Raw genomic sequence first — 11,153 nt, 5'->3', positions numbered from 1 at the left:
TGGCCGACAAGCACATCAACCTGCCGCAGCTTCTGAACTATTTCCTCAGGCTTGTGTCGCTTGTTCGCCATTCTCAGTCCTCCGTTTCCTAAACATAACGGTGGGCCAATTCAGATGGGGCACTCCAATAGCTGGCCGCATCCGTTGCGGTGAAGGAGGTGCGGTCGCTGTCATAGCGTTCATCCGAGGTGCGGAAGTTGAAGCCAAGCTTCAGCCGGTCGGTAACCAGATAGTCGCCTTTCAGTTGCAGTGTATTGCGGCGGATGCCGTCTTCTTCACCGCCATCGCCCGAGGTGTCATAGCCGTCGTCATTGTCATGGGCGAAGCTGAAGGCGATACCGCCGCGTTCGGTCCGCGACGAAACCCGGGCCGAGGCCCGGTAGCCGTCGGACCCCGCTTCCACGCTGCCGCCGTATTCCGTGCCGATGCCGCCGGACTTGGTGATGATGTTGATCACACCGGCCGAAGCGTTGGAGCCGTAGAACACCGATTGCGGGCCGCGCAGGACTTCGATCCGCTCGATATTGGCAGTGTCCAGGCCGGACAGAATGTACTCGCTGTCACCGCCCGAGGCTTCGACGCCGTCGATCAGGATCAGCGTGTGATTGGCTTCTGCGCCGCGGATGCGGACCTGGGTAAAGCTGTCGCCGGAGCCGCTCACCATCAGGCCGGGCACTGAACGCAGCGCGTCCTGAACGGTTGTGATGCCGCGTTTCTCGATTTCTTCGCTGGTTACGACAGTGGCTGAGCGGCCGTACTTCTGGGCCTCGACCGGCGTAAAGCCGCCGGAGACGATGATCTCTCCCAGATCGGTGACCTCGTCATCCTGGGCGGTTGCGATTACAGGTGCGGCGGCCAGGGCCGCGGCCAGGGACAGGCTTGCCTTGCGCATATTCCATTCCTCCCGGCCCGCGCAGCAAGCACAGGCCAAGCGGCTGCCCATGCCGGGCAGCACGTTCAAAATTTGGGTCTTTGGAAGGCATTGCCCCCGCAGACGGTGAAAACTGCCACCACTACGGAAGTCCGTTGTCCTTGGCGCGCCCCGCACCCGGACAGGGTGATCATCCTGGCAGGTCTCCTGACTCGCGGGTCGAGGCTTTGCCGCGCCTTCCCGCCCCTCGGGGCAGTGGCATATCGCAGCATTGCTCTCCGCTCACAGTTGCGGGGGCAGTCACGGATTCGGCGCCTGTTGGCTACACCTCACCGTGTTCCCTTTTAACCGGGTGGTCTCCCAGCCGGACCAGAATGGCCGGGACTTAGGCAAACTGAACTCATTCTGTCAAGCGGGAGAATTCGCCACCTGAGTACAAATGGTCCCGGGCTGGCATCCATAACGCCAAAGCCGCTTTGCCATGTTTTGTGTGATGACGATTGATAAAGCACTCAACAAGTTGCGAAAGGCAGCGGCCATTGCTTGATCCTTTGATCGAAACATGCCCGTCTGTTGATCAGCGCAGCGCAGCCGCAGCCAAAATCTTCCACGCCAAACCCGCTGATGTCCTGAAGACGATTCTCTTGACTCGGAAATTCCGTTTTGTCATTCAGCCAAGGTGACCGGTTCCGCGAGTGTTTCAATGCGCAGCGGAAGAAATAGGGAACACGGTGCGGCGTACCCAAAAGGGACCAAATCCGTGACTGCCCCCGCAACTGTGAGCGGTGAGTGACGCTGAAAACGCCACTGGGAACATCCCCGGGAAGGCCAGCCGAACCAGGACCCGCGAGTCAGGAGACCTGCCGGACGCGAGGACTGAGGCTCCGCTTGCGGGGGTTCTGCCCTTTTCCACCGGACGCCGGGGTGCGCGTCTGGCGCGTGTGCCGTTCAGGCGTTTCCGTGCCGCTACTCCCCGTTGTTCATTCCTGATTGCAGGTGTGCCTGCGTCGTCGAATGAGGACGAAATGAAACTGAACTATCTGGCCGCAGCCCTGGCCGTTTCCCTGCCGGCCGCCGCGTCGGCGCATTTCCAGCTGAACTACACCGAAAGCGCGCTGATCGAGAAGCCGGGCGACGTGCCGATGGGCCTGGTCTTCTGGCATCCGATGTCCAATGGCCACGCCATGGACATGGGCACGCCGGAAGAATTCTTCATGATCCACAAGGGCGAAAAGACCGACCTGTCGGACCGCCTGGAGCCCGCCACCTTCAAGGGTGCTGAGAACGAAGCTTCGGCCTACAAGGCGTCCGTGCCGGTGAAACGCTCCGGCGACTATGTCGTGGTGACCGTGCCCTCGCCCTATTACGAGGAAAGCGAAGACATTTACATCCAGCAGATCTCCAAGGTGGTGCTGAACCGGAATACTCTGCCCACCGACTGGGACCAGCCGGTGGGCCTGGCCACCGAGATCCTGCCGCTGAACAAGCCCTACAACGTGATCGTCGGCTCCACCTTCTCCGGTCAGGTTCTGGCAGACGGCAAGCCGGTTCCCGGTGCCGAAATCGAAGTCGAATTCATGGCGGCTGAACCGGACCTGGAGAAATTCTCCACCACCAGCCCCTCCGTGGGTGAAATGCCGGGCGGCGCGATTGTTGCCATCGCCGACCAGAACGGCGTGTTCTCCTTCGGCATTCCGAAGGCAGGCTACTGGGGCTTTGCGGCCTTGGGTTCCGGTCCGGCGACCGAGCACGACGGCAAGGAACTCAGCCAGGATGCTGTGCTGTGGATCCGTGCTGAAGAGCTCAAGTGAAAGTAGACCGATGCATATCGTAGACGGCGCACTGTCGAACCCGGTTGTGATCGGCGGCGCGGTTGCCGCCGTCGGCGGTATTGCGATGGGTCTGCGCAGCCTGCCGCTGGAGCGAATTCCGGCGGCGGGGGTTCTGTCGGCCAGTTTCTTTGTGGCCTCGCTGATCCATGTCCCGATCGGCCCCAGTTCGGTTCACCTGATCCTGAACGGGCTGGCGGGGCTTGTCCTGGGCTGGGCCGCGTTTCCGGCCCTGTTTGTCGGCCTGCTGCTGCAAGCGGTGTTCTTTGGCTTTGGCGGACTGACTGTCCTGGGTGTTAACGCCGTCAATATCGCATTGCCTGCAGTTCTCGTTGGGCTGATGTTCCGGCCGCTGGTGGCGCGCGGCTCTCCCCTGCAGGGAGCGATCTGGGGCGGCATCGGCGGCGGCGCAGCGATTGCTGCCACGACCCTCGCTGTCGCAGTTTCTCTGATGCTGTCAGGCGATGAATTTATCCTGGCAGCCAAGCTTGTGTTTTTTTCCCACATCCCGGTGATGGTCATCGAAGCGCTGCTGACCGGCGCCGCCATTTTCCTGGCCCGGCGGGTCAAGCCCGAGCTGTTTGGTGACACGAAAGGAAGCTTGGCATGATCCGCTCCTGCGTTTTGATCCTCGCCCTGCTGGCGCCGCTGCCGGCATTGGCGCACAACGTGATTTCCGCTGTGTTTCCCTCGGGATCGGACATTGAGGGCGAGGTTGGCTTTTCCAATGGTGAAATGGCGCCGGACTTGCTGATAGAGGTTTTTGACCAAGCTGGCGGCAAACTGGGCGAAACCAGGACAGACACCGACGGTTTCTTTCTGTTCACCCCGTCAGAGCCAGTGACGCATATCTTTCGCGGCGACCTTGGCGCCGGCCATGTCGCCGAGGCAATCATGGACGCCGCAGAGGTCGCACAGATCATGGGGCAAAGCCCGAGCGCAGCGGCGCCTGCAGCGGCCAGCACCGCTGCAATCCCGTCGGCTGCCACGGCTGCAGGCCTGTCCGACCAAGCCCGCGCTGAGCTTGCCGCCATGATGCGCAATGAATTGCGCCCGCTCCGGCAGGAGCTGACCGCGTTCAAGAACAAGTCGGATTTTCAGTCGGTGCTTGGCGGCATCGGCTACATCTTTGGCCTGTTCGGGCTGGGCTTCTACATCGCCGCACGGCGCAAGATCGGCAGCATCGAATGACCTATGTTCTGACTGGCGACGAAAAACCGCTCAGCGGCATCGGCGCCTTCCGGGCCAAAGTTACCACGCTTGATCCTCGGATGCGCATCGTGATGACCGCGGTCTATGCTGTGGTGGTGGTCTCCCTCAGCAATCTTTGGGTGCTGTCGGCCGCGCTTGGCCTGTCGATGTGGCTGCTGGCCTACTCCGGCCTGCCGCCCCGGAAAACGCTGAAACGGATGGCGATGATGGACAGTTTCATCATCTTCATGCTGGTGCTGCTGCCGTTCACCATACCCGGCACACCGGTCTTTTCCGTTTGGGGGCTGGAAGCAAGCTGGGAAGGCCTGCGGCGCGCGGCCGAGATTGCCCTGACTGCAAATGCCGTCATCCTGGCGGTCATGACGCTGGTTGGGTCTATGGAACCCGTGACCATGGGGCATGCGCTGTTTGCCCTCAAGACGCCGGAACGGCTGGTGCATCTGATGATGTTCACCATCCGCTACATCGATGTCCTGCGCGAGGAATACCAGCGTCTGCGCACGTCGATGAAACTGCGCGGTTTCCGCCCCGGAACAAACTGGCACACCTACCGCAGCTACGGCTATCTGGTGGGTATGATGCTGGTGCGCGCCATCGAGCGGTCGGAACGCATTCTGGCAGCGATGAAGTGCCGGGGGTTCTCCGGCCGCATCATCCTGCTGGAAGACTTCCGCCTGGGCAGGTCCGACCTGTTGTTTGCCGCGGCTCTTACCGCCGCTCTTGCTGCCCTGATCTGGGCCGAGGCCATCTATGCTGCTTCTTGATCTGAACAACATCCACTTTGCCTATCCGGGGCTGGACCCGGTTCTGGAAGGCGTGTCGATGCAGCTAAACGCGGGGGAGCGGCTGTCGATCGTCGGACCGAACGGAGCCGGAAAATCGACGCTCCTGAAAATCATCATGGGGCTGATTGCCCCGGCCAGCGGTACCGTCGCGGCATTTGGAAAACCTTGCAGCAGCGAAGCGGATTTTCATGAGATGCGCCGCCGCGTAGGTTTTGTCTTTCAGGACGCCGATGACCAGCTTTTCTGCCCGACAGTGGCCGAGGATGTGGCCTTCGGCCCGCTGAACCTGGGCAAGTCCAAGCAGGAGGCCCTGGCCATCGTTGACGCTGTGCTGTCCCGCCTGGGGCTGATGCACCTGCGCGACCGGGTCACTCACAAGCTGTCGGGTGGCGAGAAACGGCTGGTGACACTGGCCACGGTGCTGGCCATGGAGCCGGACGTGCTCATTCTTGATGAGCCGACGAACGCGCTGGACCCAAGCAACTACGCGCGGCTGACAGAAATCCTGAAGGGGTTGGACCAGGCGATCCTGCTGGTCAGCCACGACCCGGAGTTCCGCGCACAGGTTGCCCCTAAAGAGTATCACTTGAAGGACCGGGAACTCGTACGGGTTTAGGACACACGGGTATCCGGGGCGCGTCGGGGGCCAACAAGCACCGTTGCTGCCAATCATGTTTCTGTCATCCAAATGAGCCTGCGAAAGCCAGAACAGTTGACCTGGGCTCTGGACACATTGTGTTTCCAAGCTTGTAGATAACAGTGCTGCGAGTGCGATGGCGGAGACGAAGACCTTGGGGTGTCTGCCGTAGCGGGTTGCCGCACGCCGCTAGTCCTTGAGCCTGCCGAACATGGTTTCGGCCCGATTGAGCCGCTTTTGGCGGAGCTTTTACTATCGAACTGTGATCTTGCGCTGCTGCCGGCCCGGGATCACGCGCGTATCCCTTTGTCTTTCAACGCTTCTCTGAACCGGTCGGAATCGTATACCCGGTCTCCGAGCGGCCAGTCGATCTTCGGCAAATTGCTCAGAAACCATCGTCCCGATGGGCCAAAGGCCAGCCATGCATTAACAATCAAACCGGACCAGTCAGATCAGGCTCCCCCGGGGCGCGGGCGGACATCACCGTCATTGGCCTGGATGATCCGGCCATCGGGCAGGTCATTGATCCAGTCCAGAGAGCTCTCCTGAACGGCTCCGGCCGCGACGTGCGGACGGTTGTGGTCGACGGCCGCATCTTGATGCAGGAGGCATCATTCCCGGTGTTGACCATGACGGGCTGCGCGCCGGCGCGCAAAGCCGTTTCGGCGGGCTGGTGGCGCAATATCCTGACCGTATCTTTGGCCTTCCGCCGGTGGAGGAGATCTTTGCCCTGGCTCATCCAATGCGGAAGGCGCCTGCACGAACAGTATCCTGATCCGCCAAGCCTCAGTCCTGACCGTGGATGCGGACCGAACCAAGCAGAAATGTTGCGAGCCGCAGAAAGATCAGAAAAGACCGGGCAGAAAGCAGGCGCATAGGGCAGAAGCTGCCAACAGCGCCAGTGTCAGCCCGCCGATCCGGATCACCTTTGCGCCGCCTGCGCTGGCAAGGCTGCGCAGCGAAGTCTTGGCGCCGAGAGCCGAAATCGCAATGATCAGCAGCCATTTGGACGCGCCCGCGGCAAAATCTGCCATTTCCTCGTTTAGCACCCGAGCGTTAGCCAGAATGGCAAGGGCAAAGAAGACAATCAGGAACCCGGGCACCGGGATCTTTTGCGTCCTGTCCCGTTTGCCCGCTGCCGAGACGGTCAGGATCAGAACGCAGAGCACAAGCGGCAGCAGGCTGACCCGGACCATTTTTACCAAAGTGGCCAATTCCGCAGTTTCTTCCGAAACCGTCAGCCCGGCACCGACGACCTGTGCGACGTCATGGATTGAGGCCCCCAGGACAAAGGCCGTTTGCGCCTCGCTGAAGCCAAACTGCACCAGCGCTACCGGATAGACGATCATCGCCAGCGTCGACAGGGCGGTGACCGCGACCACCGTGAACAGCGTCTCCTGCTCCAATGCCTTGCTCTTAGGAAGGCAGGCCGAAATCGCCAGCGCCGCCGAAGCGCCGCAGATTGCCACCGCGCCGCCGGTCAGAACGCCGGATTGCCAATCCCGGCGCGACAGCAGCAGGCCCAGCAGGATGGTGCCGCCCAGAAGCCCGGCAATGGCGCCAAAGCCCGCCACGCCGAGAGAGGCGATATCGCTCAGGCTGACCCGCACCCCCAGCAGGGCCACCCCGGCGCGCAGCAGCGGTTTGGAAGAGAAGGTGATGCCCGGTGCCACAGCCGCCTCCTCGGCCAGCGGGTTGAAGACCATGCCGATCAGCAGTGCCAGCAGCATGACCGGCGCGCTGTAATGCTCCGACAGGAACAGCGCCGCCAGCCCGATCACCGCCGCCAGCGCGACGCCGGGGTAGAGGGAGCGGGTATACGACAACAGGGGAGAGGGCCGCCCGAAGGCGGCGCGGTTCAGCTGTGCCAGCATTGCAGTCTCTGCTCAGTAGTCGTTTTCGAAGGGAGACATGGCAACGTAAACGGACTTCAGCTGACTGAAGTGCTCGATCGCCGCACGGGCGTTTTCCCGCCCGATGCCGGATTGGCCGACACCCCCGAAGGGCATTTCGATTGGAGTCAGGTTATAGGCATTGATCCAGCAGGTGCCCGCCTTGAGGCGCGACACAACACGGTGGCCGCGGGCGAGATCACGGGTGAAAACCCCGGCAGCAAGGCCGAACTCGGTGCTGTTGGCGCGGGCCACAGCCTCATCTTCACTGTCGAAATCCAGCACCGACATCACCGGGCCGAAAATTTCTTCGCGGGCGATGGCCATGCCGTCGATCACGTCGGCAAAAACCACCGGGCTGACCCAGGCCGGGCCTTCGGGCAGCGGCAGCGGCAGGGTGACGCGGGTGGCGCCCTCGCCCTCGGCGGCAGTGATGTAGCTGTTCACCTTGTCGGCCTGCGCGGCGCTTACCAGTGGTCCAATCTGCGTGCCGGGATCCATCGGGTCGCCGATCCGAATCTTTGCAGTACGTTCGGCGAGGCGGGCCAGGAAAGCCTCCTTGATTCCCTTCTGCACGAACACGCGGGTGGCGTTGGAGCAGATCTGGCCGGTGGAATAGAAATTGCCGAGAATGGCGCCCGACACAGCGCTGTCGATGTCGGCGTCATCAAAGACCAGCAGCGGGGATTTACCGCCAAGCTCCATGGTGATGTGCTTCATCTGCCCAGCGGCGGCCGCGGCCACCGCCCGGCCGGTGGGCACCGAGCCGGTGAGCGACACCTTGTCGATACCGGGGTGGGTGGTCAGCGCGGCGCCGGTGTCGCGCTGACCTTGCACCACATTGAACAGGCCCGGCGGGGCGCCGGCCTTAGTCAGGATTTCCGCCAGTTTCAGCGCGGTCAGCGGCGTGAGTTCGGAGGGCTTGAAGATCATCGCGTTGCCGCAGGCCAGCGCCGGGGCGGCCTTCCAGCAGGCAATCTGGATCGGATAGTTCCAGGCGCCGATGCCGAGGCAGACGCCCAGCGGTTCGCGCAGCGTATAGGCCCAGTCGCCGCCCAGCGGGATGTGGTCGGCAGTCAATGTGGCGGCCTGGCAGCCGAAATACTCCAGGCAGTCGGCGCCGCTCGCGGCATCAGCCACCCGGGTTTCGGAAATTGGCTTGCCGGTATTCAGGGTTTCCAGAACCGACAGTTCTTCGTTCCGGGCCCGGATGATATCCGCGGCCCGGCGCAGCACGCGGCCGCGTTCGGCGGGCGGCGTCGCGGCCCAAATGGCCTGCGCATCGCGTGCGCAGGCCACAGCCCGTTCGATTATGGACGGGGAGGCGCCATTCAAACGGGCGATCACTTCACCCGTTGCCGGGTTGATGCAGTCGAACGGAGCGCCAGCGGCGTCTTCCAGGTAGGCCCCGCCGATATAGTGGGAGGCTTCGGGCTGGCACGGGTATTGCGTCATGCTGGCGCTCCTGATGGTCAGATGTGGACGTAGAGGTCGCCGCCTTCGACGGAGACGTCGAAACGGCGGGTCTTCACCGAGGGGTCCACCAGGAACTCGCCCGAGCGGATGTCGAACTCCCAGCCGTGCCAGGCGCAGCGGACGATCTCGCCCGCGCGGTCATAGACGAACTCGGTTGAATCGGTTTCCTTGGTGGTGCCGCAGACCGGCCCTTCGCACAGCGCCGCACCCTTGTGCGGGCAGATGTTCAGCAGCGCATGGAAGCCGTCCTCCAGCCGGAACACGCCGATCGGCATGTTGGAGACGGTGACGATCTTGGCCGCGCCCTGCGGAACCTCGTCTGCCTTGCAGGCAAAATGCTTGGTAGTCATGTCAGGGTCTCCTTATTCAGCGGCCTGCGCTGCCGGGCGCGGCAGGCGGGTGTAGACGTCCAGCGCGTTAAGGCCGAAGATCTTCTCGCGCCATGCCGGCGGCACATGCAGCTTGTTCACGTCGTCATAGTCCCAATGCGGGTAGTCCGAGGCGAACATCAGGGTGTTCTCGCCGTCCATCGCTTCCAGCGTCGCCCACAGGTGCTGGATGTTCTCCGGCTGCTCCAGCGGCTGGGTCGAGAAGCGGAAGTGGTCCTTGAAGTATTCCGACGGCAGCCGCTTGAGCCACGGCGTTTCCTTGCGCAGTGCCTTGTAGTTTGCGTCCAGCCGCCACAGCACCGACGGCACCCAAGCAACGCCGCATTCGATCACAACCACCTTCAGGGACGGCCATTTCTCGAACACGCCATTGGCGATCAGGCTCGCCATATGGGTCATCGCAGTCTGCGGCAGGATGGCGTGGGTTTCCCAGAAGAAGGTCGAGGGGCCGGCCCCGATCGGGGTCGAGTTGATGCCGCCCTGGCCGCCCAGGTGCATGGCAAACGGCAGGCCCATCTCGGCGCAGGCTTCATAGATCGGGTGGTAGAACGGGTCGCCGTAGGGGCGCGCGGCGCCGTGGCTGACCAGCACCTGCACGATGCGCGGATGGCTGCCCACGCGGCGGATTTCGGCAGCGGCCAGATGCGGGTCCTGGGGTGCCACCACGATCGAGCCCCAGAATCGGTCGTCCTTGGGCAGCCAATAGTCGATCATGTAGTCGTTGTAGGCCTTGCACAGCGCGTTGGCGTAATGGGGGTTGGCCAGAGTGGAGGCTTCGATCGGCTCGTCGCCGGTCAGGATCGCCACGTCGATATTGTATTTGTCGAGGTGCTTTTCCTTCATGATCAGGTAGTTGTCGTCTTCCTCGACCGGGTTGACGTCATGGCGGGCAAAGCCTTCGGGATGGAACCAGGGGCGGTGGCCGTGCGGGAAGGCGCCGCGCGGGCCGGTGCGCTCGCCGCGGACGAACATGTCCTTGAAAAGGCCTTCCATATACGGTTCCAGGACCGTGGCGCTGCACCAGTAGTTGTGGCAGTCGCAATCGACAATAAACATGCGCTTCTCCTCTCGCTTGTCCAAGCCGGACGGGCTGTGGGCAATGTCTGCGCGGCCTTGATAAGAACCGGGGATCGGCGAATAAATGCAATTGATATACCTCTTTTAATCGGAAATAATGATTGAATGAACCGGCAGCTGCTTCTCACCTACATGGATGTTCTGGAAACCCGGAACTTCAACCGCACCGCCGAGAGGCTGAATGTCACCCAGTCCACCGTCAGCGCCCGGATCCGGCAGCTGGAGGACGAACTGGGCACACGCCTTTTCGAACGCGGCCGCGGCGGGGCTGATCCGACTGCCGCGGGGCGGCGGTTCGAAACACATTGCCGGTCGTTGCTGGCGGCATGGAGCCTCGCCAAGCGCGATGTTTCGGCGGGGCCGGGGCTCAGCCGCCCGCGGCTCAGGGTTTCGGTCCAGTTCAGCCTGGCGCAATCCGTTCTGGTGGACTGGGCCAAGCAGATCCGGGCGCAGGTGCCGAAACTGGACCTCTATCTTGAGGCGAATTTTTCACAGCAAATTCAGCGTGATATTCTGACGGGAGAAGCAGACATCGGAATCGTGTTCGCACCGCAGCAGTACCCGGACGTGCATGTGGCCGAGTTCGGCTCGGAAAACTATGTGATGCTGTCAACCGATTGCAGCAGGTTCCTCGAGGTGGATTGGACCCGCTATATCAAGGTGGCCTACACCTCCTATTTCGACCGCCAGCACGATGAACTGTTTCCGAATCTGGTGCATGTCCAGACGGTGGTTGGCAGCGATGATCTGGCGGTGGACTTCTTGAAAGCAGATGGCGGCACCGCCTATCTGCCCAGCTTGTCTGTGCCCGGCCTGATGGAAACCGTCCCCGGCCTGCAGCTGGTCGAAGGGGCGCCGGTCATACCGCAGCCGCTTTACTCCATCGTCCACAGCCGCAAACGCCATGATCCGCTTGCAGCGCAGGCTATCTCACTCTTTCAGAAGTTGATTCAGACACGTACCATCGACAATTTCGATTAAAGAG

At 62.2% G+C, this 11,153-nt stretch carries 11 protein-coding genes, 1 pseudogene and 2 riboswitches; of the genes and pseudogenes, 6 read left to right on the top strand and 6 right to left on the bottom strand.

Translation table 11 applies throughout. From position 1 onward, the window contains the following. Positions 1-88: 88 nt before the first annotated feature. Positions 89-892 (bottom strand): TonB-dependent receptor plug domain-containing protein, encoded by an 804-nt coding sequence (locus AB1A62_RS06815; protein ID WP_366660773.1) that lies wholly within the window; start codon positions 890-892, stop codon positions 89-91. A gap of 158 nt (positions 893-1,050) precedes the next feature. Further along, positions 1,051-1,260, bottom strand: a riboswitch (cobalamin riboswitch). A gap of 278 nt (positions 1,261-1,538) precedes the next feature. Further along, positions 1,539-1,754: riboswitch (cobalamin riboswitch) on the top strand. A 142-nt stretch (positions 1,755-1,896) separates the two neighbouring features. Between AB1A62_RS06815 and AB1A62_RS06810 the strand changes: the two genes are divergently transcribed. The 5 genes from AB1A62_RS06810 to AB1A62_RS06790 are packed head-to-tail and all read left to right on the top strand — an operon-like array spanning position 1,897 to position 5,313. After that, positions 1,897-2,682: a DUF4198 domain-containing protein gene (locus AB1A62_RS06810; RefSeq protein ID WP_366660772.1), complete on the top strand. Its 786-nt coding sequence runs from the start codon at positions 1,897-1,899 to the stop codon at positions 2,680-2,682. 10 nt (positions 2,683-2,692) lie between these two features. Further along, positions 2,693-3,310, top strand: coding sequence for a cobalt transporter CbiM (gene cbiM, locus AB1A62_RS06805; RefSeq protein ID WP_366660771.1), 618 nt, complete (start codon positions 2,693-2,695; stop codon positions 3,308-3,310). Next, the gene (locus tag AB1A62_RS06800; protein ID WP_366660770.1) at positions 3,307-3,891 is read left to right on the top strand and encodes a cobalt ABC transporter permease; all 585 of its coding nucleotides are present in this window, start codon (positions 3,307-3,309) and stop codon (positions 3,889-3,891) included. Before cbiM ends, AB1A62_RS06800 begins: the two co-directional genes overlap by 4 nt. Then, a complete protein-coding gene (gene cbiQ, locus AB1A62_RS06795; RefSeq protein ID WP_366660769.1) occupies positions 3,888-4,676 on the top strand; it encodes a cobalt ECF transporter T component CbiQ in 789 nt (262 codons plus the stop codon). Before AB1A62_RS06800 ends, cbiQ begins: the two co-directional genes overlap by 4 nt. Further along, positions 4,663-5,313: an ABC transporter ATP-binding protein gene (locus AB1A62_RS06790; protein ID WP_366660768.1), complete on the top strand. Its 651-nt coding sequence runs from the start codon at positions 4,663-4,665 to the stop codon at positions 5,311-5,313. The genes cbiQ and AB1A62_RS06790 overlap by 14 nt, the downstream gene beginning before the upstream one ends. A gap of 138 nt (positions 5,314-5,451) precedes the next feature. Here AB1A62_RS06790 and AB1A62_RS06785 read toward each other — a convergent pair. The 5 genes and pseudogenes from AB1A62_RS06785 to AB1A62_RS06765 form a co-directional block, all read right to left on the bottom strand. Further along, positions 5,452-5,723 (bottom strand): annotated as a pseudogene (locus AB1A62_RS06785) (transposase); the annotation flags it as partial. A gap of 456 nt (positions 5,724-6,179) precedes the next feature. Further along, positions 6,180-7,208, bottom strand: a complete 1,029-nt coding sequence (locus AB1A62_RS06780; protein WP_366660767.1) for a putative sulfate exporter family transporter — start codon at positions 7,206-7,208, stop codon at positions 6,180-6,182. A 12-nt stretch (positions 7,209-7,220) separates the two neighbouring features. Beyond that, on the bottom strand, positions 7,221-8,681 hold the full coding sequence (gene betB, locus AB1A62_RS06775) for a betaine-aldehyde dehydrogenase (protein ID WP_366660766.1): 1,461 nt from the start codon (positions 8,679-8,681) through the stop codon (positions 7,221-7,223). Positions 8,682-8,698: 17 nt separating this feature from the next. Continuing rightward, positions 8,699-9,052, bottom strand: coding sequence for a Rieske (2Fe-2S) protein (locus tag AB1A62_RS06770; RefSeq protein ID WP_366660765.1), 354 nt, complete (start codon positions 9,050-9,052; stop codon positions 8,699-8,701). A gap of 12 nt (positions 9,053-9,064) precedes the next feature. Beyond that, positions 9,065-10,147 carry an amidohydrolase family protein gene (locus tag AB1A62_RS06765; RefSeq protein ID WP_366660764.1) on the bottom strand — a complete coding sequence of 361 codons (1,083 nt, stop codon included), beginning with the start codon at positions 10,145-10,147 and terminating at the stop codon, positions 9,065-9,067. A 126-nt stretch (positions 10,148-10,273) separates the two neighbouring features. Between AB1A62_RS06765 and AB1A62_RS06760 the strand changes: the two genes are divergently transcribed. Further along, on the top strand, positions 10,274-11,149 hold the full coding sequence (locus AB1A62_RS06760) for a LysR family transcriptional regulator (protein ID WP_366660763.1): 876 nt from the start codon (positions 10,274-10,276) through the stop codon (positions 11,147-11,149). Positions 11,150-11,153 lie beyond the last annotated feature (4 nt).

Origin of the sequence: Leisingera sp. JC11 (assembly GCF_040704725.1) — a bacterium.
GTDB lineage: Bacteria > Pseudomonadota > Alphaproteobacteria > Rhodobacterales > Rhodobacteraceae > Leisingera.
Note: the sequence above shows the minus strand (reverse complement) of the source record. Positions and strands in the feature narration are given on the sequence as shown.